Origin of the sequence: Paenibacillus sp. FSL R5-0766, assembly GCF_037971845.1 — a bacterium.
In the GTDB taxonomy this organism is placed as follows: domain Bacteria; phylum Bacillota; class Bacilli; order Paenibacillales; family Paenibacillaceae; genus Paenibacillus.
Genome location: NZ_CP150227.1, coordinates 5,036,776 through 5,060,760, shown reverse-complemented (window position 1 = coordinate 5,060,760; position 23,985 = coordinate 5,036,776). Strand labels below are relative to the sequence as shown.

At 47.0% G+C, this 23,985-nt stretch carries 16 protein-coding genes; 12 read left to right on the top strand and 4 right to left on the bottom strand.

Annotated features, from left to right (window positions below):
- Positions 1-148: 148 nt before the first annotated feature.
- Positions 149-2,800, bottom strand: a complete 2,652-nt coding sequence (locus tag MKY66_RS21860; RefSeq protein ID WP_076214067.1) for a cation-translocating P-type ATPase — start codon at positions 2,798-2,800, stop codon at positions 149-151.
- 312 nt (positions 2,801-3,112) lie between these two features.
- Between MKY66_RS21860 and hcp the strand changes: the two genes are divergently transcribed.
- Positions 3,113-4,405 carry a hydroxylamine reductase gene (gene hcp / locus MKY66_RS21855; RefSeq protein ID WP_076214070.1) on the top strand — a complete coding sequence of 431 codons (1,293 nt, stop codon included), beginning with the start codon at positions 3,113-3,115 and terminating at the stop codon, positions 4,403-4,405.
- 279 nt (positions 4,406-4,684) lie between these two features.
- On the opposite strand, the gene MKY66_RS21850 is transcribed toward hcp, so the two are convergent.
- Both MKY66_RS21850 and MKY66_RS21845 read right to left on the bottom strand, forming a co-directional pair.
- Entirely contained in the window at positions 4,685-5,395 is a 711-nt protein-coding gene (locus MKY66_RS21850; RefSeq protein WP_076214072.1) for a response regulator transcription factor, read from the bottom strand.
- Entirely contained in the window at positions 5,382-7,580 is a 2,199-nt protein-coding gene (locus tag MKY66_RS21845; protein WP_083657260.1) for an ATP-binding protein, read from the bottom strand. The genes MKY66_RS21850 and MKY66_RS21845 overlap by 14 nt, the downstream gene beginning before the upstream one ends.
- 180 nt (positions 7,581-7,760) lie before the next feature.
- On the opposite strand from MKY66_RS21845, the gene MKY66_RS21840 reads away from it, so the two are divergent.
- The 10 genes from MKY66_RS21840 (at position 7,761) to MKY66_RS21795 (ending at position 18,141) form a co-directional block, all read left to right on the top strand.
- A complete protein-coding gene (locus MKY66_RS21840) occupies positions 7,761-8,321 on the top strand; it encodes a hypothetical protein (protein WP_076214075.1) in 561 nt (186 codons plus the stop codon).
- Positions 8,318-8,839 (top strand): hypothetical protein, encoded by a 522-nt coding sequence (locus MKY66_RS21835; RefSeq protein WP_143760358.1) that lies wholly within the window; start codon positions 8,318-8,320, stop codon positions 8,837-8,839. Before MKY66_RS21840 ends, MKY66_RS21835 begins: the two co-directional genes overlap by 4 nt.
- Before the next feature lie 18 nt (positions 8,840-8,857).
- Positions 8,858-8,980 carry a hypothetical protein gene (locus MKY66_RS21830; RefSeq protein WP_256704295.1) on the top strand — a complete coding sequence of 41 codons (123 nt, stop codon included), beginning with the start codon at positions 8,858-8,860 and terminating at the stop codon, positions 8,978-8,980.
- Between the two features lie 209 nt (positions 8,981-9,189).
- Positions 9,190-10,806: a helix-turn-helix domain-containing protein gene (locus MKY66_RS21825; RefSeq protein ID WP_076214080.1), complete on the top strand. Its 1,617-nt coding sequence runs from the start codon at positions 9,190-9,192 to the stop codon at positions 10,804-10,806.
- Positions 10,807-10,926: 120 nt separating this feature from the next.
- Positions 10,927-11,943 (top strand): ABC transporter substrate-binding protein, encoded by a 1,017-nt coding sequence (locus MKY66_RS21820; RefSeq protein ID WP_076214083.1) that lies wholly within the window; start codon positions 10,927-10,929, stop codon positions 11,941-11,943.
- The gene (locus tag MKY66_RS21815; protein ID WP_076214086.1) at positions 11,944-12,975 is read left to right on the top strand and encodes an NAD(P)/FAD-dependent oxidoreductase; all 1,032 of its coding nucleotides are present in this window, start codon (positions 11,944-11,946) and stop codon (positions 12,973-12,975) included.
- A gap of 172 nt (positions 12,976-13,147) precedes the next feature.
- The gene (locus MKY66_RS21810) at positions 13,148-13,546 is read left to right on the top strand and encodes a hypothetical protein (RefSeq protein WP_076214089.1); all 399 of its coding nucleotides are present in this window, start codon (positions 13,148-13,150) and stop codon (positions 13,544-13,546) included.
- A gap of 827 nt (positions 13,547-14,373) precedes the next feature.
- Positions 14,374-14,916 carry a CueP family metal-binding protein gene (locus tag MKY66_RS21805; RefSeq protein WP_076214092.1) on the top strand — a complete coding sequence of 181 codons (543 nt, stop codon included), beginning with the start codon at positions 14,374-14,376 and terminating at the stop codon, positions 14,914-14,916.
- A 175-nt stretch (positions 14,917-15,091) separates the two neighbouring features.
- Positions 15,092-16,093, top strand: a complete 1,002-nt coding sequence (locus tag MKY66_RS21800; protein WP_076214095.1) for an iron-siderophore ABC transporter substrate-binding protein — start codon at positions 15,092-15,094, stop codon at positions 16,091-16,093.
- Positions 16,090-18,141 carry an iron ABC transporter permease gene (locus MKY66_RS21795; protein WP_076214098.1) on the top strand — a complete coding sequence of 684 codons (2,052 nt, stop codon included), beginning with the start codon at positions 16,090-16,092 and terminating at the stop codon, positions 18,139-18,141. Before MKY66_RS21800 ends, MKY66_RS21795 begins: the two co-directional genes overlap by 4 nt.
- Before the next feature lie 114 nt (positions 18,142-18,255).
- On the opposite strand, the gene MKY66_RS21790 is transcribed toward MKY66_RS21795, so the two are convergent.
- Positions 18,256-21,702, bottom strand: a complete 3,447-nt coding sequence (locus tag MKY66_RS21790) for an S-layer homology domain-containing protein (protein ID WP_076214101.1) — start codon at positions 21,700-21,702, stop codon at positions 18,256-18,258.
- Positions 21,703-21,882: 180 nt separating this feature from the next.
- On the opposite strand from MKY66_RS21790, the gene MKY66_RS21785 reads away from it, so the two are divergent.
- Positions 21,883-23,967: an NB-ARC domain-containing protein gene (locus MKY66_RS21785; RefSeq protein WP_339805887.1), complete on the top strand. Its 2,085-nt coding sequence runs from the start codon at positions 21,883-21,885 to the stop codon at positions 23,965-23,967.
- Positions 23,968-23,985 lie beyond the last annotated feature (18 nt).

Sequence of the window (23,985 nt, the reverse complement as noted above, 5' to 3'; positions counted from 1 at the left end):
GATCGCTTTTGGCATCAAACAGGGGGAGTTAGATACGCCTTAGAAATTAGTATGCATGAGAAGTGTACTCTTTGTATGTGTGAAAAAATGTAAACAAACAGGCGCTCCGATAACGGGCGCCTGTTTGTGCATGTTATATCTACAGATCTTACGCCGCAGTAACTTGTTTGCCGCGATTGCGAATCCACTTGATGACATCCATCAGAATGACGGCAGCAAGAGCAAGTCCGCCTGCAATCAGGAACTCATTCCAGCCGAATGTATCCGGGATAGCGAAGACACCGCGAACACCTGGAATCAGTGTGATTGCATAGAGACAGAGACATACCAGAATGGAGCCAAGCACGAATTTATTGGTCATGAAGCCCACCTGGAAGATGGTCTGTGTATTGGAACGTGCTGCAAAAGTTTGCAGACTGCGTGCCAGAATCAAGGTTGTGAATGCCATAGCTACACTGTTTTCCTCCGAGATGCCAAGTCCGATATATTGGGACACGATAACAGCCGCACCAATCAGGACACCACGTGTAATCACAGCTTGCAGGGTTCCACCTGCGAAGATCCCCTCGTTAATATCACGTGGTTTACGTCGCATGACATCTGGCTCGGGCTTCTCTGTACCCAAAGCAATGGCAGGCAGGGAGTCGTTCACCAGATTGATGAACAACAGCTGAAGGGCCGTAAATGGATTAACCCAGCCGACGATCAAGGCAAACAAAATGGCGATAATCGCGCCGAGGTTACCGGCGAACAGGTATGCGATGGCTTTTTTGATATTATCAAATACCATCCGCCCAACACTGACCGCATTCACGATGGAGACAAAGTTATCATCCGTCAGAATCATGGCAGCCGCATCCTTGGCGACATCTGTTCCGCTACCCATCGCTACGCCGATATCGGCTTGTTTCAGCGCTGGTGCGTCATTGACCCCATCTCCGGTCATCGCTGCAACTTTGCCTTTACGCTGCCATGCACGCACAATCCGGATTTTATTCTCAGGTGATACTCTGGCGTATACCGAGATGTGTTCGAGTTGTTGATCCAGCTCTTCATCAGACATTTTGTCCAGTTCGGCTCCTGTAATGGCGAGGTCATCCGGTTCCGCAAGGCCGATATCCACACCGATCGCCTGAGCCGTCGTTTTGTGATCTCCGGTGATCATGATGGTGCGGATACCCGCTTTTTTGGACTCTTCAATAGAGCCGTATACCGCTTCACGCGGTGGGTCAATCATCGCTGTCAGACCAACAAGTGTCAGATCATGCTCGTCATCAATGGTGACCTGGTTTTTATCATCGAATTTTTTGTACGCGTAGGCCAGCACACGGAAGGCACGTTTGGAGAAGGCTTCATTTTTTTCTTCAAACTGTGTGCGAATCTCGGGTGTGAGGGGCTGAACCTCACCGTTGATAAACACATGACTACAGCGACTGAACAGCACATCCGGTCCACCTTTGGTCAGCAAAGCCGTCTGTCCCTCGAAGGTATGCACCGTACTCATGAGCTTTCGATCCGAGTCAAAAGGAAGCTCAGCTTCACGCGGGAACTGGTCACGGATTTCATTGTAATCCTTGTTCACCCGGTTGCTGAAGGCAATGAGGGCCACTTCGGTTGGATCACCCAGTTCCTTGCCTTCCTGGTTAATATTCGAATCATTGCAGAGCACTGCAATATGTAACAAACGCCGTTCCTCTTCCGACCACTGTTCGGGATCATCGGGGAATTCGTCCTTGGTGCCATGGGGAATGTAATAATCAACGACAGTCATCTTATTCTGAGTTAGTGTTCCTGTTTTATCCGTACAGATGATACTGGCAGAGCCGAGCGCTTCAACGGCAGGCAGTCTGCGAATGATCGCATGTTGTTTGGCCATCTTATTTGTTCCGAGTGACAATACGATAGTCACAATGGAGGACAACGCCTCAGGAATGGCAGCAACCGCAACAGCTACGGCAAACATCAATGCATTTACGATGGATGGTCCGATATTCTCCGTACCTTCGGTCAACCATACACGACCGGCTTCAATGCCAAAGATGAGAATCGACAAGCCCAGGATGAAAAAGCCCAGTTTTTTGCTGAATGATTCCAACTTGCGCTGTAATGGCGTGTTTTTGGCTTCGGCATTTTCAATCAATTCAGCAATTTTGCCGATTTCGGTTTTGAGAGCCGTTCCTGTAATGACTAGCATGCCCCGTCCATATACGACCAGTGAGCCACTGAAGGCCATATTGCGACGATCTCCAATAGGCGCTTCATCGGGAATGGCATCAGCGTGTTTCTCCGCAGCTTCGGATTCTCCGGTCAGCATGCCTTCGTTGATTTTCAGACTTCCTGATTCCAGGATACGCCCGTCTGCCGGGACATAATCACCTGCATCCAGCATAACAATATCACCGGGAACGAGTTCTCTTGCTGGAATGGTTTTTTTCTGCCCGTCACGAATGACTTTGGCTTCAGGTGCAGACATTTGTTTCAGTGCGTCAAGCGAACTCTCGGCTTTTTTGGTCTGTACTACGCTGATCACCGCGTTGAGCAAAATAACCAGGAATATGATCAATGATTCAATCAGGTGTCCAAGTACAACCTGTACCGCGGCTGCAATCAGCAGCACGATGACCATCGGATCTTTGAAATTTTCGAGGAACAATTTCCAGACTGGTGTTGCATCTTTACCTTTTAACTCGTTATATCCTTCCGTTTCAATTCTCTTGGCAGCTTCGGAGGTCGTAAGTCCCTTGGAGGAACTCTGTACATCCTGAAGGGTTTCCTCCGCACTGTGTCTGTAATGTTGCAATTGACCAGCTCCTTGAATATTAGATTTCTCTGTGTATTACCCTTACGGGCAAAATCTAGAATCGTTTCATTTTCGTATTTTTTTAAGATTATGGATTTAGACGTTTTTTAGCTGTACACAGTATTTTTCATAATGATCCGAGATATGCCTTTTTTTGAATGTTATTATTTCCAGTTTGGATGAAAGTCTGGAGAACCATATATAGAGGTTGGATCAGAAACTGTGTGCACCATCACACTAGCTCATATCAGGGTCTGTTACGCTATTACATAACGAACTGCGTTTTTAATCTAAGTTTGGAGGGGAAACCATATGTTTTGTTATCAGTGCGAACAGACGCCAAGTGGCGGGTGTACCGTGGTAGGGGTATGCGGCAAAAACGAAACAATCGCAAGTTTGCAGGATACGATGATTTTTGCGTTAAAAGGCATCGCTGCTTATGCCACACATGCACGCCAGTTGGGATATTCTGATCCTGAGGTGGATCGGATTACACATGAGGCATTATATATGACATTAACGAACTCGAATTTTAATGTACAGGAACATCTGGAGATGGCGATGAAAGTCGGCAATGCAGCAATCCGCATTATGGACGTGCTGGATCGTGCGCACACGGACCGCTTTGGTGTACCGCAGCCGATAACGGTTAGTCAGAACCAGATCGAAGGACAGTGCATCGTGGTGACAGGGCATAATCTGTATGCATTGGAGGAGTTGCTTCGTCAAACTGAAGGAAAAGGAATCAACATCTATACCCACTCGGAAATGTTGCCTGCGCACGGTTATCCTGCGCTGAAGAAATACGCCCATCTCAAGGGCAATATCGGCAAAGCCTGGTACGATCAAAGAAGACTCTTCGAACAATTCCCGGGTGCTATTCTTGCAACAACCAACTGTGTCATGCCGATCAAAGGCACATATGCAGACCGCTTTTTCTCGTACGAAGTGGCAGGTCTGGAGGGGGTTGCCAAGATTATGGATGATGACTTCTCACCGCTGATTGAACGTGCATTGTCACTGCCTGCGGCCGATATACAGTCCGAGCAAGTCTTAACAACAGGATACCATCATGAGACCGTGATTGGGCTTGCGCCCGAGATTATTCAAGCGGTGAAAGACGGTCATATTCGTCGATTCTTCGTTATTGCAGGTTGTGATGCGCCGGGGAAAGGTGGCAACTACTATCGTGAACTCGCGACATCCTTGCCGAATGATACTGTAATTCTGACGACGTCCTGTGGCAAGTTCCGCTTCAACGATGTGGATTATGGTACGGTTGGAGACACGGGTATACCGCGTTATATCGATCTGGGTCAATGCAACAATTCCGGTTCTACGGTGAAAATTGCAATGGCTTTGGCGGATGCTTTTGGCTGTACTGTGAACGAGTTACCTGTCAGCATTGTGCTATCCTGGTTTGAGCAAAAAGCAGTTGCAATCCTGCTTGGCCTGTTCAGCCTTGGCATTCAGGACATTCGAATTGGACCAAAACCGCCTGAGTTCATATCGGAAGGTGTCTTGGATGTGCTCGTGGATATGTTTGGTCTGAAGTTAATTACAACAGCAGAAGAAGATATGAACGCCATGTTGGCACTGTCATAGGGGGTTCCGTCAGTCTGTTGGACATTCCGTTCTACATAGAAGAGGGAACCTTCAATATGTTGCATACTTATATTGAAGAACAGCCAACCGCAAAAGCTTGTAAGCGAGGCATAATCTTAGTGATAGGCATGGCATTGAAATCATTTTCCATGTGAAACTGGCAAACGTGAAGAGGGCTATCCATAAAGTCATATCATGACTTATAGGATAGCCCTCTGTTCTCATTTAACGGATCAAGCAGGTTATTAAATGAAATATATAGGGTTGCTACGATCCATCTCACTGTGCCTGGAATTTGTAGCCGATCCCGCGAACGGTGATAATGTATCGATGGGTACTGGAGGTATCCTCAATTTTGCGTCTCAGGTGATGAAGATGCACCATGACCGTGCGAACATCACTCCAGTTATCCAGCCCCCATATGCGTTCAAATAAGTAGTCTGTACTGAAAACGTGCCCTGGGCGACTTGCCATGAGGAACAGGAGTTGCAGCTCTTTAGCAGGTAAACTGATCTCTTTGCCGTTGACCCGGACTTCAAAGCGGTCAAAATGCAGATCGAGCCAGCCGTCACGCCATACGTTCTCGCCAGTGGCAACCATGTTTTCGGATGTGGAGGGTACAGGTCGTAGTCTTTTTTTGACCCTGGCGACCATAATATCCGGATCGAACGGTTTGGTTATATAATCATCCCCCAGTTCCAGTCCCTGAACGATATCCTCGGTTTCCTGCCGGCTGCTGAGAAAAATGACAGGCACATCAGCGCTCTTCCGAAGCCCTCGTATCCAGTCGGTGCCTGTTCCGTCAGGCAGCATGATATCACACAAAATGAGATCAGGGCGTCGCTGTTCCAGCAGCTTCGTAGCTTCCTCAAGATTATGCGCTACATGAGTTATGTAGTTCTGATTATGTAAATAAATCGTGACCAGATCTGCGATATCGATATCATCCTCCACAACTAGAATGCGGCGGCGCTCCTCAATGTATGTCATCTTCCTGCAATCTTCCTCTCCAGGCGGGTAACCGAAAACAGAACTGACTGCCTGAACCTGGCTCACTGGTTACCCCAATCTCTCCATTGTGATAATACATAATTTCTTTGCAGATGGCGAGTCCCAGCCCTGAGCCTCTGTGATCAACTCCAAGCTGCTGACTAGCTTGTTCAAAACGTTCAAAGATTCGTTCCTGCCACTCCGGCGGAATGCCCGTACCCGTATCCTCAACACAGATGCAGGCGGTCCAGCCTGTTTCCGTTAAGGGTGTTTCCTCAAGATGAAGACGCACACAGATCGTCCCGGACTGAGGTGTGAATCGCAGTGCGTTTGATATCAGATTGGACAGCACCTGTTCGATTCGAATAGGGTCCAGTTGCACGATCCAACCCTCGGAGTCCTTGTCCCCGAAGTTTGATTCCACAGGCAGATTCAGACGGTAATGGATACCTTGCGTCTCTACGTCTGCTTCATATTTCTGGAACAACTCCTGCATGAATGAGAGCAAATCAACGTCCTGCATTTGAAACTGAACCTGGTTGGTTTCCAGCTTCGTAAGCTCAATCAGATCATGAATCATTCGTTCGAGTAGCAGGGAACGTGTGTAGATCCGGTTCACATACTTAGGAGCTTCGGTCGTAATGATGCCATCTCGCAATGCTTTGGCGAAACCCTTAATGGATGTGATCGGTGTGCTCAGCTCATGAGAGATGTTAGACAGGAGCCGGACACGGAACAGTTCGAATTCAGCCATCTTCTGGTTGGCTTCCTGAAGCTCTGCATTGCTTAGCCGCAATGAGCGGGTTCGCTCATCCACGGTTCGTTCCAGCCGCTGGTTCGTTCGTTGAAGCTGGAGGGACAACTGTTCCTTTTGCCATAATGCTCGTGAGAAGCGGGAAGACAGATTATACGCCTGGGTTAACAGAAAAATAAGCAACCCGATGGAGAGCATGTCCTCTGTGGGCAAATGGACCGTGTAGAAGAGCATATCATTCAGGGCAAAGGCCATGAAAAACAGAAAACCGATCATACTGGTGACAGCACCCTTTCTCCGTTTGAACGCAGATCGGACATACATATAGAGTGTATAGATCAGTGAAGGAAACAGAGCCCCCCATGTAAAGGGTGTCAGAACATAAGTGTACACACGAGCCGGTGTGAGCAGGAATAACAGAATAAAGATCGGGAGAACAAGTCCGCCGATTTTAGACACGCAGGATACAGATTCCTCGGGATATTCCCTGTTAATAAACAGAATTAGCAATAATGCCGTCAGGGCGACGGATATGTATTCGGCTTTGACCGCCCATTCCCATGGGAGATCAGGTAGTAGATATAGCGCTGTCGACTCACCAAGCACAACGGTACGCACACCCACGGACAGACAGAGCAGACTGTACAGCAGGGCGGAAAATTCTTTTCTGCGGTTAAGATAGACCAGTCCGTAATATAACGCCATCACACCAAAAATCCCGACAATACCTGACTGCGCGGCGATATGAAGAATCCGTAGCCAGGAGATATTCTCCGCTGTTCCCAGATTCATGCTCTGCCAGATGCCTGCATTTCGCTGGGAGAAGTTGGACACTTGAATGACAATTTCGTTCAAACCAGGACGCGATTCGAAATAGATGACTTTGGGATAACTCTTGGGACTCTCAGAGAAACGATCCGTGCCAACAGTGCCATTGCCTCTTTGCAGTTGACCATTAATCCAGATTCGGTAAGCCGAGGCGATGCTCTTGGAATAAAGGGCAAGTGGTGGGCTGCTTGATCGTTCATCCGGAAGGAGGATGCGTAGTCTGTAGGTTGCATAGCCTTCATTGGGCAGAAATGAATCGTTGTCCTGTTTGTACGATGTCCAGGGCTCGGGTACTTGTTCAAAGGCAGGCACAGGTGGAGCAGAAGCGTAAAAATCAATCGGCTCCAGCAGTTGATGCCAGTAAAACTCCCATTCTCCATCCAAAGTCACATTGGGCAATATGGAGTAAGAACGATCAGACATATCCAGGATTCCGTGTTCTGCGGATATTAACGCCTGGGCTGTAGCTGCTGTTAATTGGGCTGTTTTTGATATTGATATATATATCATCAGAATTCCGGTAGCAATCACAAGCAGGAACAGGCTTCTCCGGAGAATAGTCCGTTTGCGGATGAGACTGCGAGCCGATGGGATAAGCTTCATCTAGGGTGACCTCCGGCCAGGGTAAGATCGTATATTTTTTATTATAGATGGATCCCCAGTTTGCAGAAAGAAGATTTTTGGCGAAATTTCCCGGACTTAAACAAAACTTAAACTAACGTGAGTACAATAGACCACATCACCTGTAGGGATAAAGGCCCGGTAATAGAAAGGGACATACTTATGAGTCACTATTTTGCTAAATGTTCAACCTATATGTACCAGCATAGATATATGGACTTTCTGCTGGCTCATTATAATGAATTAAATCTGCCCTATTCCTTTCCGACGACACTCAGCTATATATCCAGTCCACTGCTTATGGGTGGGGGGGCGATGTTATGTTTTGATGATGAGGATGAGGTAGCAGGTGCGTTTGGATATATTCATGGCACGGGAGAGCATGATTATGAGGATCGGCATGTGATTCAGCTTCAGGTGGCTTTCATTGTGCATGAGCACCGCCGAAGCAGGATTTTTATCGAGGGTCTTCAGCTCCTGGTGCAACACTTGGATGAATATGAGGATGAGGAACCTGTGCAGGAAATTCGGTTCTGGGCTCTCAGTGAAGAAGCCAACCACAGGTTATTCTCCAAAATTGCGCAGCAAGTTACAAGTACAATCCGTGAAGAAGGTGAACTGAATGCTTACGTTGTGAAGCTTGCGCAGCTTCGTTCATACCTCACTTCTTTTGAGCGAGACTTAAGGATGAAGGAGCAACATGGAAAGGTGGAGTCGTCTTGATGCTGCAACTTAAGGCACACGATACGTTAAAAGACGAGGATTATGCCCGTTTTGCGCGGTTTTATCTGACAAACAGTGATGAGTTCGATGAGCAATATATGCTGCATGATGCATTGCTCCATCTGATTAGTACGGTACAGAAAGCACATTTGCTTTTATTCGACGATGAGCAGGGGCAGTTGAGCGCGTTCATTCAGTATCGTTATACGGAAGACAGGAACACGGCATTCATTGATTCTGCCATATTGGCTGAAAAATATCGCAGCAGCAGAGTGTTTTTTGCAGGGCTTCGGGATGTGGTGTTATGGATCTGTGAGGAGAACCGTGATATTCAAACGCTGCAGTTCCATGCCGTTGCAGAGAACCGTTATATTAACAGGCTTTACAGCAAGTTCTCCAAACGGACGGATGTTCAGGTGCGAAACGGAAGAACAGAGCATGTCTATACGGCTGAACTGGATACCCTTCTGGCTTATCTGAAAATAAAAACGTTCGATTCCGCAAAATTCAACGGGTGATCAGGAAAGGAGGTGAGCATGTCCATGATACCTATGTACCCAGGCATATACGGATCCAAGAATGGCAGCCGCATTTCGAAATTTGAAAATGTGCTGAAATTGAATGAACAATTGCGAGTGAACACCACTGCCGCGAAATAATCCCCCTTTTCCGCAAGCATTCTGTTTCCTGCTGAGGAACAAAACAGACCATGAGAAGGAGCAAGCCGACCACACATGTGTGATACGCTTGCTTCTTTTTTGGCTTTCGATAGTCCAAATCTTATGAAAAGAATGCTAAATGGTACAATGATAGAAATTCAAATGAAAGAAATTACAATCTTACATAGCGTATGGAAAGGATTAATCTTATGACGAACAATGCAGCATGGGTGGCGCAGTGGGCATCAACCGAACCTTTAACCCCGGCATGGATGACTGCGGGCAAAGTGCATTATTTTTCGAGTCCCTCCTTTATCCTCCTTATGGATGGAAAAGCCATCTGGAAACTAAATGGGCATCCAGTCGAAGTTTCTTATGGACAGCTTATTGCTTTAGAAGAAAATGTGGTTATTGAAGTAATGGAGGGAGGGCTTCAGGATCTGGCAGGGTGGCATATTCAGTTCCATACGTACACAATGCCTCAGAACCAACGAGAGATCGTGAAGCATTATTGGCATGTTCCTCACGGTACTGGATACCAGAAGGTACAACTGACGGGTGGAAGCTTAGGCAGCCTTAGCCAGCAGGTAAGCGGAGAAGTGTCTCAGAATCCACATGCAGTATGGGTTCGCAGACAACATCTGATTCATGAGTTGTTGGACCACCTGTACCAAGCTCAGCCGGACAAGATGCATACGACAGAAGAGAGCCTGCGTCGATCCGTTCATTACATGCAGCAGCATCATGATCAGGTGATCACACGCAAGCAGTTAGCCCAGATTTCAGGTATGAGCCCGTGGCATTATTCCCGCAAGTTTAGTGAATATTATGGAAAGCCGCCCCTCGATTTTCTGGCCTATTACCGAATCTATCGCGCACAGGAAGAGCTGGTGCTAACGTCAGCCACTTCACAGGTTATTGCCAAAAAACTAGGATTTGAAGATGCACATTATTTCAGTCGTCGTTTCAAGCAACTGACAGGCGTATCCCCAAGAGAATATGCACAGACGCTGCCAAATCGCAGGATAGTGTGCCTTTCCCCGCTTTTTGCTGAAGTCTTAATTCATTTGGGAATCATCCCAGAGGCGGTGATTGTAACCCCTTTGCTGTTGCCCGAGCACCAATATGAGCTGTTTCAAGCGCATCAGGTACAGATGCTGCAGGCTTCACCCTATGAAATGGATGTCGAGGCGATTCGGCACATGCAACCTGAGCTCCTGATTGGCAACGTGTGGTCTGACGAATACAGGCAGCAGTTACGCACAATTGCGCCATGGATCGGGGGAATGAATATGGAAATCGGAAGTGTGCTAAACGAATATTCAATCTGGTTTCACAAGCAAGAAGAGGGGAGACAGCTTCAACTCCGGATGACAAACGAAGTGGAGACTGCACGTCAGCAGTTGCAAAGTGTGATTGAATCTGGTGCAACCTTCATGGTATTGCGAGTGGAACCATTCGGGTATCGATATTTGGGGGGCCAGTCTGGCGGAGCATCCCGATTGCTGTATAGACAGCTTGGATTGTCTCTTCCAGACGCACTGATCGATGGTAAAGCATGGTTCAATCCTTGTTCCCTTGACTTGCTGATGCAGGCTAATCCGGATTACTTGTTTGTGGAGAGGCGCGTCATGTTGCATTTTAATGTGGAAAATAGTAAGAGGAATCTATTGGGCAGCAGTGTGTGGAAAGAATTAAAGGCAGTCCAGAGCCATCAGGTGTTCGATATAGATACCCGTCTGTGGGTAGAAGGTCGCGGGATTATAGGGCACTCATTGATCCTGAACGAAATTGTGAAATATGTAAATGGAAAAGCAGAGCACTAGAGCACTAGAGCACAATAATCCAACTGAATACGCACGATATGCTATGGAAGCAACACTTCTTATTTGATACTATTTGATAATAATTATCATTATCAACATATATAAGGGGCGAAGTATATCATGTTACGAAGTTTTAAAGGGTTGTGCATTATGCTGTTGGTGATCAGTATGATGCTGGCGGCATGTTCCGGTGGAGCTACTGAAGAGAAGGCTACAGCTGGAACAGCAGGTGCTCAAACTGAAGGAGCAGCGAGTACAACAGAAGAAACCGCCAATGAAAGTGGGACTAAGGTGGTGCAGGATCAGTTTGGAGAAGTAACGATTCCAACCCATCCTCAAAATCTGGTTGTGTTTGATTCGATCTATGCCGAATACCTGATTGAAATGGGTGTTACACCCCAAATCGTTTTGTTAACTCCAGAAGTTGAAGCGGAATACCGCCCTGATTATTTGAAAGAACACGGGGTCCAGATCATTGAAGTCGAGCAATATCAATATAACTATGAGCAGTTACTTGCGTTGTCACCGGATATGATCCTTGCAGCTGGCGAAGGTATGGAACAGGGCGTATATGATGAATTGTCCAAAATCGCTCCTACGGTGGCACTGGATGCCAACAGTGAAATGAAACGTGCTATGCCAAAGCTGGCTGCCATATTTGACAAGACCGAAGAATCTGCCAAAGTACTGGCTGAATTCGATGAGAAAGCCTCAAAAGCAAAAGAGAAAATTGCGGCAGCACTGGGAGACAAGACCGTATTGGTTCTCCGGGTTGAGCACAATCGATACCGTTTCATGGGTCCCAAAGGAGGAAGCAGCAGTGTTTTCTTCTATGATATCCTGGGTTTGAATAGTCCTGAAGCTATTAAAGACTCTACAGATTGGTTTAGCCAGTTCTCCCTGGAATTCTTGCCTGAGATGAATCCGGATTATATTTTCCTGGAAGACAGAACCCTCGTAGGTTATGACACGAAGAAATCTATGGAAGATCTGAAAGCAAGCCAAGTGTGGTCGAATCTGGAGGCTGTGAAGAATGATCATGTCTTCCCGTTGAAGACAAGCCAATTCGTATCTGGTGTGGGTCCGATTGGTTCTGTAAAATTGATGGACTATGTTGTTGAAAAGTTGGTGCCTTAAATGACAACGGAGACACAATTGGATATTTATGATATTACCATCGTTGGTGGGGGACCTGCTGGAATGTACGCCTCCTTTTATAGTGGCATGAGAGCCATGTGTACCAAAATCATTGAAGCCAAACAGGAGCTGGGTGGATTCATGCGTACGTACCCGGAGAAGCTGATCTGGGATGTAGGCGGGGTTGATCCGATTCGCTGTGAGAAGCTGATTGAATCGCTGGAGAGACAAGCGAGAACGTTCGATCCAACGATTGTATTTGGGCAGGAAATAGCCGAGCTTGAACGACGTGAGGATGGTGTATTTGTACTCATTTCCAAAACAGGCGAGCGTCATTACACACGTACCATCCTGTTATGTGCGGGCAGAGGCATGACTCAGGTGCAAAAGCTGGATGTCGAGGGTGCCAATCGGTATGAGCTGACGAACCTGCACTATACCGTAACTGATCTATCCCGATTTGCCGGGAAGCGTGTTCTGATCTCGGGTGGCGGTGATTCCGCAGTTGACTGGGCGAATGAAATGGGCAAGATCGCAAGTGAAGTTACGGTGGCACACAGACGTCATGCATTTACCGGACACGAGTCGCCAGTTGCTCAGATGAAAGCTCAAGCGAGCGTCATGACGCCATTTAGCATCTCACGCTTATACGGTACAGGTGACAAAATCGATCGTGTTGAGCTGGCCCATGTAGAAACTGGTGAGATCACACATGTTGAAGTGGATGAAGTTGTCGTAAGCCATGGGTATGATCGTGATTTTGGTAACCTTGTGCAATGGGGACTGGCGCGGGAAGATTACGGCATATCGGTGGATGAACGGATGCGCACCAGTATTCCCGGCGTATTTGGAGCAGGGGACTTCATCACTTATGGCAGCAAAGTTCGACTGATCGCAGGTGCTTTTAACGATGCGGTGCTCGCAGTCAACAGTGCCAAGACCTATCTGGAACCTGCTGCTTCCGATATGGCGGGTGTATCTTCTCACAATGCCCGGTTTTATGAAAAAAACAAAGCTCTCTCCAATACGTAGATAGGTTTGCGTGAATGGAAGGCAATCTGAAGAGCCCGAACAAGTTCGAGATTTCCTCGAAATTGTTCGGGCTTTTTTCAATAGAATGATGAAGTAAGGAAATGAAATACAAGTTGAAGAAATGATATAATCGTAACAAAGAAATATGAAAGATCACTATGGGAGGTAGCAAATGAAAAAAATAAACAAATTTATATCTTCTCCTCTTGAATTTGAGGTCTTGGAGCATGACCAGGTGATTGCCAAAGTGAAGTTGGATTATAGTAATCAAACGGTTGATGTATGGCAAGATCACAATGTATCTCCTGTTTTTCTCCCTTTTCCAAGCAAGTCTAAGGTAACCGTTGGGGATGTACTGGATTACTTTGAATCCAGATGCTTCCCTCGTACCAGACACCATGCCGATAAAATTTTGCAATCTTTAGATCTGAATGATTATGTAGCTTCGGAGATCGTAAAACAAACACATGGTGTGTTATATGATGATTATGTCTGGATTCGATTTTCTAATGAGGAGTTGTCTTGTGCTGATGTCCATCCCCGTTTTGCAGGTGAGCAAGGATTCTCGTAAGACTTTTGTCAGTAGTATCAAGATTTTGAGATATGAACACTTATTTGTGTGATTAGATATAGTATTTTGGCTTATGCATATTGAAAATAGCGACATATTCAAACCAAATAATACAGCGCCACCTGAATCGTTCTGGTGGGCGCTGTTTTTTGTGTAATCTTTTTTGAGCTGGATAAAGAGTCTTAAATCCCCAGACTGCCGATTTTGGCGACTGGATAGATGATTTTCTAAGGAACTCAGGACATCTTATTATGCCTTCATGTCCTCTGTTTAAATTGTAAGCAACATCAGACATGTTATATACCAAAATTCCCCAATAAAAACACTGAAAACGGCTTGTTAATCGGATATAGAGTGTCTCAGGTTCCTCCGATTTCTGCAGACGCTTCAAATCGTTGAATCAGACGTCTCAGATTTGTTAGCGCTTGCTCCATGTTTTGATCTAACCGGTGGTGAGCCTAGAGAACGACCCTGAATCCACGATAATGGTCCAAGACGTGGGCTTGATCAAGCTTCAGGCAAACCATGGCAGAAGTCCATCGAGACAGATCACTGCCGTGTTATTAGCCTTGACTGGAATAGATATTTCCTCTCCGACCCGTTGTCTGCGGTGCTGCAAGCCGAGGAAATGGCAGACCGGATTATGGCACATTAATTGTCGCTCACGCAATGAGCGTTAAGACTTATCAACTAGATATTCCATATATACTTATCCCGAATTGAGCCAACCATATATGTGAATATCTGGTGAATTTCTTGCTGTATAAGTCCATGATAGTTTGTTCTCCATTATACTTAATGAAAACGGACGAGGAGATGGACTCCAGATGAAAAAACAAATGATGGTCATTGCAAGTGTTGCAGTTGTGATTGTAATCGGAACCTACCTGTTTGCAAGCAATACGGGCAAGGAAGAGGCAGGTACAGCCAATGGGCCTAACATCAAAAAATTGGTGGAAGATATCAGCACAAGAAAAGAGACACCGGAATCTGCCTCCATTAATGCCAAACAGTTAATCGTCACAGATCAAGATAAACATACGACTACATATGATTTGCCTGAGAATGAGTTTTTCCTTTCCATTGCACCCTATGTGGACCAGACCCATCCCTGTGCAATTCATAGCTTGACCGGTTGTCAGGGAGAAATGAGTAATAAGGAATTCAGTGTTACCATTCACGATTCTCAAGGCAACACTTTTATGAAAGATGAAGTGATGAAGTCTGGTGCAAACGGATTTATGGATTTTTGGGTGCCTAGAGACAGAACCTATCTGATTCGTATTGTTGGAGATGGAAAGGTTGCAGAAACGCAATTGTCTACATATGAAAATGATAATACATGCATCACTACGATGCAGTTGAGTTAACAGCAATCAACAGAAGGGAAGGATGGCATTTGAGCTATCCTTTCCTTTTTTATTTGATAAAAGAATGGGAATAAGGTACTTTCCATTGACAAAAATACATTCCTACGGCATAATCCAATAGTGATAATGATAATTGTTATCATATAAATACATATTAACAGGGGAGAAAAGAGATATGAAAAAAGGGTTGAATGGACTGTTGATTATGCTGGCCTTTGTGCTGGTTTTGGCGGGTTGTGGTAAAACCGCGACTACAACAGATACAAGTCAAGGTAGTGACTCCGGTAGTGCTCCGGCTGAAGAGACAGCAGGTCCTGTTACCGTGAAGCATAAACGTGGAGAGCTTAAGCTGGACAAGCCAGCAGAACGTGTCGTTACGCTTGAATGGACATATACGGAAGATGTCGTTGCCCTGGGTGTTCAACCAGTAGGTAACGCAGATAACGCTAACTATAAAGTGTGGGTAACATCCGAAGCAGCACTGGATGACAGTGTAACGGATATCGGAACACGCAGTGAACCAAATCTGGAAGCTATTGCTGCATTGAAGCCAGATCTCATCATTGCTAATGCAGATAATAACACGGCGGTTTACGATCAGCTTAATGCGATTGCCCCAACGATTGAATATGATCCGTATGATGGTGACGGCTATGATTATGACAAGATGACAGAGATCTTTAATAACATTGCAACAGCTCTCGGTAAAGAAGACAAAGCAAAAGAAGTTCTGAGTAATCTCGATCAGCACTATGTAGAAGCCAAAGAAAAACTGGCTGCTGCGGGGAAAGAAAACTTCAACTTTGCACTGACACAAGCGTTCACATATCAAAATGCAGTCAGCCTGCGTATGTTTACCGATAACTCGGTTGTGATTGGTACCTTGGACAAAATCGGACTGGTTAACGATTGGCAGCCGGACAAAGTTGAAAACTATGGCTTCTCTACAGTAGGCATTGAATCCTTAACTGATGTGAAGGACAGTAACTTCATTTATATTACACAACCAGACGATGACGTCTTTGGCACAGCCATGAAAGATAACTCGGTATGGAACGGACTGAACTTTGTGAAGGAAAAACGCACATATCAACTCGATAGCACAACATGGACATTTGGTGGACCGATCTCCTCCAAAGTATTGGTTGATGGGGTAGTCGAGGCGATTACCAAATGAGTTCGGTTCAAGGATCTAAGCCAGCTATGAATTGGCGCACAATAAGCATATATGGGGGCGGTCTAACCGCTCTCATCGTGCTTTTTTTTGTAAGTCTGTGTTATGGAGAAGCTTCCATTCCTTTGCATGTCGTTTGGGACGCTCTTACAGGCAGACAGGATTCATTAGAGCACAATATGGTCTGGGACTTGCGCATGCCGCGTACAATGATTGGTATTCTTGCGGGTGGCGCACTGGCTGTTGCGGGCGCTTTGCTGCAAACGATTACTCGTAATCCATTGGCTGCTTCAGATACGCTGGGCATTAATGCAGGCGCATACTTTGTGGTGGTTCTGGGAGCTATCGCTTTTCCAGGCGTGTTAAGTCAGTCGCCTTTTCTTTTCGCAGCACTAGGTGGTTTGCTGGCAGCATTTGCGGCTTATTTCATGGGCGGCGGACGAACATCAAGCCCGGTTCGACTTGCATTGTCCGGTATGATTGTATCGATGGTGCTTGGTTCATTTACAAGTGCATTACATATTTTTTTCTCCATGGAGACTCAAGGGTTGTTCCTTTGGGGCTCCGGAACACTTGTCCAGAATGACTGGAGTGGTGTGTTTTATGCTTTGCCTTGGGTGGTTGGTATTACCCTTCTCGCGTTAATCCTGTCCAGACAGTGGGATATGCTGGAGTTGGATGAATCAACGGCTTCTTCCTTGGGACAAAAGGTTACATTGGCTCGTGCAGTAGGGTTAATTCTTGCTGTATTGCTGGCTGCTGTGATTGTCAGTGTAATTGGGCCGATTGGCTTCGTGGGACTGGTCGCACCACATCTGGTTCGATTGAGTGGTGTACGTTCTAACCGATTACTTTTACCCGGTGTGTTCATATGGGGCGCAGCGCTCCTGGTTGGAGCAGATGTCCTCGCCAAGATGGTGCATAACTCCAGCATGGAGCTGCCAACAGGTGCGGTTATGGCGATCATTGGTGCACCGTGGCTCATCTGGCTTGTTCTTACACGCATGAAGGCTGCAAACGGATCAGGCATGTCAACTTCAATGAGCACAGGAGGAGCTGCACGTCGCTTTGCATTTGGCCCGATGGCTGTATTATTTTCTGTCATAACCGTCGTGCTTATCTTGCTCAGTACGATGTTTGGCGGTATGCGAATTCCGCTGGCCGATTGGTTGCCGAGTCTATTCCAATCGGATGGACTGTTCTCCGCGCTGATTCAGCTTCGGATTCCGCGTACTCTTGTTGCCGCAGGTGCAGGAGCTGCACTGGCAATTAGCGGTGTGCTCATTCAGATGGCGGTACGTAACCCGCTGGCAGATGCTTCAATTGTTGGTGTGTCCTCAGGTGCAGGGCTTGGAGCGATGATGGTCATCATCTTATGGCCGGGTCTTCCGATATACTTGCTGCCAATTGCGGCAATCATCGGTGCAGCCATTGCTGCAGTGGTGGTGTTCTCCCTCGCCTGGAAGAAAGGACTGAACCCTTCGGCGGTTGTGTTGCTAGGGATCGCGATGTCTGCCATTGCTGGAGCAGGTATTCAGATTCTGATTGTCCGTGGTGCGGTATACGGTAGCAGCGGATATATCTGGCTGACAGGAAGCACCTATGCTCGTACCTGGGAACAGGTGAGGGTTATCGGATTATTTTTAGTTATTCTGGTACCGGTGGCTTGGTGGCTGGCACGCAGATTCGAACTACTGGTATTTGACGACAATAGTGCATCCGGGCTTGGTCTCGGAGTACGTCGTACACGATTATTAGCCATGACAGTTGGTGTATTACTTGCAGCAGGTGCGGTTGCTTGTGTAGGAACCGTTGGTTTTATCGGGCTGATTGCACCACATATGGTTCGGTTACTGACGGGGAATAAGTTAAGACGTTCGATGTTTTTATCCGCATTAGCGGGTGCAGTCATGCTGGTGCTCGCCGATACAATCGGCAGAACCGTCATGGCACCGACAGAGATTCCATCAGGCATACTCATTGCGATCATCGGTACACCGTACTTCCTGTATCTCATGTATCGTTCCAACTGGCGCAAGTCGATGAAGTAAAGGAATTTAAAGACACAATGTAGAAATTGCAGTGAAAAGAAGCCCGCTCATGCATGATGCATGCAGCGGGCTTTTCTGAACGAACTGTGCTTAGATAATATGTCAGGACTTCAGCTACTGCGGGCTGTTGATAAATTTCATATATTGCAGCATTCGGCTCAATACTGCCGCACTCTGAGCCCGAGTAACCAGTTCCTTAGGAGAAAACATGTTGGTTTGTGTACCTTTCATCAAACCTTCTTCCAGCAAAATGGATACAGGGCTGGAAGCCCACGGGGAGAGAGTAGTTCTATCCGCTAACATATCCAGTACATCCGTGTTCGGCTGAGGCATCATTCCTGCAAACTTCAATGTACGGACGAGGACAGAGGCCATTTGTTCACGGGTAATGGCTGCATCCGGTCTAAATGAGCCATCACCGTAACCGTTGAGTAAGCCAGCAGCCTGTGCAGTCCCTACGGCTCCAGCATACCATTGATCTGAAGTGATATCGTCAAAATTGGATGTTGGCTGGTGCTCAGGCAATCCCAAGGAACGGACTAGCAATGCAGCGAATTCGGCACGTGAAATCTCTTTCTTTGGCGCAAAGGTATTATGGCTTACCCCCTGGACAATGAATTTGTTCGCAAGCATTTCGACGTCGGTTCGTCCCCAGTGATCTTTCATGTCCGCAAACGCATGATTCGCAGAGACAACTGCAAACATGCTGTTCTGGGGAGTGAAAATGATAGCTTGTGTCAACCGGGCGTCCATGGTGAACAGGGAAGGAACAAAATGCATCTGATCTTCTGCATCGATCCAAACGGCCGTTGATGTGGCGGGATCAACCTGTGCAGGGAGTGGAAGGATTCGTTTGCTATATTTGTGATTAGCATGTTCTGTCTGCTTCCCGTCGATATATAAGGTAAATTTCATAGGAGTGCCGATGAGTTCATAGCCTTGCTTCGCCACCGTAGCATTCAGAGTGCTGATGGTGCTAGGAGAGACTTTTCCAATACCCATGGTAACAGTCATGTTGTCAGTCAGTGGGGGTAAAGTGTTCAGGGGCAGTTCATAACTCGTTCCATTGACCTCGAAAGTTACACTGGTTTCCGATGGCTTTTGAATACTCTGTAACGACTTACCCGGCAGATCCAGGAATACGACAGGAGAATCCAGATTAATGCGGATTAGTATTCCCAATTCTGCACCACTGAAGGCTTGCATGAGAGAAGCTGTATCAGGTTTGAGTCGGATTACAGTCTGACCGTCAGGAGCTATCTCTGTTGAGGCTGTTGATTTGATGTCCAGACCGTTAATTTCAAGCTTGAGTGTAGCTGGATCTTCGGCCGGTGGCAAAACATTTGGGAACCCTGAGAACGATTCCGATCCTGAAGCTGGTGAAGGTGCTGGAGTTGTACCCGGTGATGGGTGCGGCTCTGGCTGCGGGGTAGCAAGGGGCTTTAATGTAATCATGCCCATATCCACGGCCTGCTCTGCCAGTACTTCGACGCTTCGTTCAGTTGTATTATAGCCTTTGGCGCGTACAACAAGTGTTCGGGCTCCTACAGGGATCTGTTCCAGTGTAAAATGCCCCTGGCTGTCTGTAAATACACCGATGCTTTCCACAGAAACGGAGACTTCCTCCAGTGGAGTCATTTCTGTGTCATATACAGACCCGGTAACTGTTCCAGCTTGGGGAAATACAGTGATGGTTGCCGTTGCTGTATGGGAGCCATCTTCAGATGTAACCGTAATAATGGCTGTACCTGCAGTCACAGGCTGGACTTCCCCATGCATATCCACGGTGGCGACAGCCTCATTACTGGAGCTCCAGTGAATGGTCTTGTTTGTAGTGTCTTCTGGATCAATGATTGCTGTCAGTTTAGCCGAGGGCCCACCAGAGGTCAGGTCCAGTTGAGATGGCTCCAGATGAAGACCGTTAACCGGAACGAACTGACGAATGTGCTTTTGTTCCAGGGTGAAGTGCTGCCACGCCTGAATGAGATATTTCCCTGTATTTTCATCTTCTGTCACTTCAAAGAGGTCTACAGCCTGCCCTGGACTTGTACCAGGAATATCGTCACCTGAAATATAGGTTACCGCACCCTCAGGTAGTATATCCCCAACCCATGGAGGATTGATGTCCGTGCGATCCAAGATGTAGGCAAAGGAATGCCCCGTTTGCGTCTGCGCTGCTGTAATGCTCGTTGCGCCCACCTCTAGTCCGGGCTGAACCGACGCATCCGCAATGCCTGGAGTCTTCGTAACAACGACAAGTTGCAGAATACGTTCAGTTGTGGCGGAGCCTCCATCCAGCAGCGAGAGGTTTACAGAGTACGTGCCGGATTGTGTCGGTGTACCGCCCAGCTCACCAGAAGGGCTCAAGCTTAATCCTTGGGGAAGTCCGGAGGCTGTCCAGGTAAGTCCTGAGCGCGCTCCATCATAACCTGCCAGGTCCATGGAGTAGGATTCATTCTGAACCGCCTGAGGCAGCGCGGTTGTTAATATGGCAGGGCGCAGATAAGGATAGCCATTGTTGATTGCAGGATGAATGTTCCAGGTATCTGTAAAATCCCATCCAGTATAAGTAGCCTGCTGCTTCATTTCTGTTGTTGTTTTCCCATAGATCTCAATTGTGCTTTGATAAGGATCGCTTGCTCCGACAGTCATACCCGATGTCATCGTATCGTAGTATGTATCCGTTATATTTGTTTTGTAGACATATCCACCGATCGCCCCCCAACTGGAGTAGCTTCTCGGATTCAGTGTGGAGATCGCGCCAGTTGAATATGTATTTTTGAGGATATTGTATTCATCTGTGCTGCTTAACTGATAACCTACAATTCCTCCAGCATATATATGGGAGGTAGGATGGTCCTTGACAGGCTCGTTAGCTAGATTACCGGTAAAGTAAGAATCGCTTATGCTCCCCATTGCCTGGGAACCTATAAGTCCACCACCATGCAAATTGTCAGATTCGCCTACTGTAACGAAAGCAGCGGAGGAAGAGTGAGACAGACGTGCATTGCTCAGTAATCCTACGATGCCCCCTGTAGGAGTGACACTTTTGTAGATGTGCCCGCTTCGTACAGTTCCTTCCGTATAGACATGATCAATGCTCCCCCCGGATTGAAAGCCGACAAGTGCGCCTGTATTGGAGCCACCTTTAATATCTGCCCTCAGGTTAATATATTGAATGCGGCCGTTGGCTTGACCAAAAAAACCATTGGACAATCGTGTGTCGTTGTTTATCTCCAAGCCAGTGATCCAATGCCCCTGTCCATCAAATGTTCCACTGAACGGTACGTAGTCATTGCCGCCAAATGGAATCCAGTCTATTCCCGTCAAGTCGATATCCGCAGTCAGGCGGATGTTCTCTGTCAGATAAAGCTCCTGATTTTGGTTAATATACATAAGCTGTTCTTTGGTAGATACCTGGATCCAGCCGTTCTCAACCGGAGGAATGGCATTTGGCCCGTCAGGTTCTCCTTCTGCATTCACAGAGCTGTACTCTCCCATTTGTCCCGCGATCATGATGAGTACAAGCAGTACTTTCATCATGGATAAACGTTTCTTCATTTACACTTCACTTCCCCTTTGGTTTGCAGTAATGAAATTATTGTTGAATGGATAAGCATGTGAGGAACCGAAACAGTCTATGCCTGTCAAGAAATAGTATAGTATATTATAAGAAATGCGTTGTCTCGTTTTTGTTTCAAATTTGAATGGAAAGTAGTGTGCAGCATGAATCTTAGATCCGTGGAACCAAATTCCCCTACGCCATGTATTGTCGGTTTGACTCAGCAATTGGAGGTATTATCCAATTGGCTTGCTTCACCTAATGTCAATTCACAAATATTTTCAATTTCGGGAATTGGAGGGATTGGCAAGACGACACTCCTCACGGAGATGGCGGCAGAGGCCAGACGATGTTCAACGGTTACCTTGTGGATGGACGGACAGTTCTGCCTGCAGACGCCGCGCGCTTTTCTGTCTCATCTGGAGATGAGTCTGGAAACGGAGTATGGTCGAACACGTGTCGCAGATACACCACTTCTTGCACATGTTGTTGAAGAGCTTACCCGTCAACGGACTGTCGTGATTATTGATAACTGTGAAACAATAGATCGGATCGATAGCTGGCTGTTATCCAGCCTGCTTCCCATGCTAGTAACAAGCACAAGCGAATTCTTGCTTATTGTGGCTTCTCGGACAGGTCTGCCCATTCAGTGGCATACGAATCTTGTATGGGGCAATCAGATTCATTCTTTTGCTTTGGAGCTTTTCACTCGCAAAGAGGTTCACGAATATGTGCAGTCAAGCGGTTTGCCACCCCTCGTACAGCAGGATATCGTACACAAAACAGATGGACACCCGCTGTTGCTGGCGTTAACAGTGGATATGCTGCGACGTCAGGGAAGGGAGCGAGAGGACTACGCACAACAGATACCCGGCATATTGAGTGCAGAGTTACTCAAGGAAGCAACCTCTCCTTATATGTATGAGGCTTTGCAGATGCTGTCGCTGTTCCCGGCAGCGGATCAGACGATGCTGAACCAGTTGTTGAGTCATCCTCTGAATGCATTGGATTACACGGCACTGAGTACTTTATCCTGTGTGCACACTGGAGCCGGAGGCCTTTCTCTGCATCAGTTGGTATCCCGGATGTTAAGGGAGGATTATGAAAGGCGCGACCCCAGCCATTATCAAATGATGCGTTCCAGGGTACTGGAGCTGCTTATGGAGCGGTATCCTTCATTGAACAAACTGTTGCAAATGCAGATTGCGGCCCACATATTGGAGTTGTACCGTGATCAATTGCCCTCGACCCATGCATATACGGATTTCACAGGGATACGTCAACGGGAAGTGGAACAGCAGATGTCTTTTGAACCTGGAGATCTTCCTTACTTGCAGCGTTTTCTTGCCGAATCGCTGGCACGTTCGGATTGGCAATCGGAGCTTATCGAGAACGGACAGTATTCTTCATTATTAGATGATATTGCTAATTATGCGCCGGCGGGGATACGTGTCATTCGGAATCCGGACAGGGTACCTTTGGCTTTCTGTGCCGGACTTTGGTTGCATGACCAAACGTTATCCATATTGGAGCAATATTCTCCTGATATTAGAAAAATGCTAGGTGACCCGGTCAACTCGGCACGCGGATGCTCTCCTGAAGCGGCTGATACCATATGTATCCTGTTAGCTGCGGTAGACGTGGGACAGTCTTCTTATCGGCCTGAGGAACTGGGCGGCATGCTGTTTCAATCCTGGCTAATTGATGCAATGAGCGGTCTGCGTGCAATCATTCCCACTGCGGACAGACAACTAAACATGTTACTCCCTCATTTGGGATTTGAGGAGTCGACGATGCCCTCTCAGCCATATGCCAGGGAGGATATGCATGTATGGGAACTGGATTTCAGGCAGGCAACCTTTGAGGTCTGGGTTCAGCGTATTCTAAGGCAGAACATTCGGACTGCAGGCTGCATCCCGCAGGAAGCCCCCCGTATCTTGTCCCGGGATGAGGTCAGACTGATGCTTCACCATATATATGATGATAAGGTACTTGAGGAGATGGTTCCTTTACAGGCAATGGGGTGCGAAGGAGTGAGGGCACGGGAGTTGGTCGTAAGCATCCTTCATGCTGATCCACCGACCTATCCGCTTACTAATCTGGAGCAGCGCATACTTAGGGAAAGTTATCTGCATAAAAATTATCGCAAGTCCGAGTTGGCCGAAGCTTTACATATGAGCCGCGCCACGTTTTACCGCCATTCGCGGCAGGGCTTCATCCATTTGGGTCATGCGTTCACACAGCGATGGATGGCTTTAAAATGAAAGGCCAGTAATTGAATG

What these genes read in the sequence shown, in the direction of transcription:
- hcp (WP_076214070.1), top strand. Translation starts at nt 3,113, where the DNA reads ATGTTTTGTTATCAGTGCGAACAGACGCCAAGTGGCGGGTGTACCGTG.
- MKY66_RS21850 (WP_076214072.1), bottom strand. Translation starts at nt 5,395, where the DNA reads ATGACATACATTGAGGAGCGCCGCCGCATTCTAGTTGTGGAGGATGAT.
- MKY66_RS21845 (WP_083657260.1), bottom strand. Translation starts at nt 7,580, where the DNA reads ATGAAGCTTATCCCATCGGCTCGCAGTCTCATCCGCAAACGGACTATT.
- MKY66_RS21840 (WP_076214075.1), top strand. Translation starts at nt 7,761, where the DNA reads ATGAGTCACTATTTTGCTAAATGTTCAACCTATATGTACCAGCATAGA.
- MKY66_RS21830 (WP_256704295.1), top strand. Translation starts at nt 8,858, where the DNA reads ATGTCCATGATACCTATGTACCCAGGCATATACGGATCCAAGAATGGC.
- MKY66_RS21825 (WP_076214080.1), top strand. Translation starts at nt 9,190, where the DNA reads ATGACGAACAATGCAGCATGGGTGGCGCAGTGGGCATCAACCGAACCT.
- MKY66_RS21820 (WP_076214083.1), top strand. Translation starts at nt 10,927, where the DNA reads ATGTTACGAAGTTTTAAAGGGTTGTGCATTATGCTGTTGGTGATCAGT.
- MKY66_RS21815 (WP_076214086.1), top strand. Translation starts at nt 11,944, where the DNA reads ATGACAACGGAGACACAATTGGATATTTATGATATTACCATCGTTGGT.
- MKY66_RS21810 (WP_076214089.1), top strand. Translation starts at nt 13,148, where the DNA reads ATGAAAAAAATAAACAAATTTATATCTTCTCCTCTTGAATTTGAGGTC.
- MKY66_RS21805 (WP_076214092.1), top strand. Translation starts at nt 14,374, where the DNA reads ATGAAAAAACAAATGATGGTCATTGCAAGTGTTGCAGTTGTGATTGTA.
- MKY66_RS21800 (WP_076214095.1), top strand. Translation starts at nt 15,092, where the DNA reads ATGAAAAAAGGGTTGAATGGACTGTTGATTATGCTGGCCTTTGTGCTG.
- MKY66_RS21795 (WP_076214098.1), top strand. Translation starts at nt 16,090, where the DNA reads ATGAGTTCGGTTCAAGGATCTAAGCCAGCTATGAATTGGCGCACAATA.
- MKY66_RS21790 (WP_076214101.1), bottom strand. Translation starts at nt 21,702, where the DNA reads ATGAAGAAACGTTTATCCATGATGAAAGTACTGCTTGTACTCATCATG.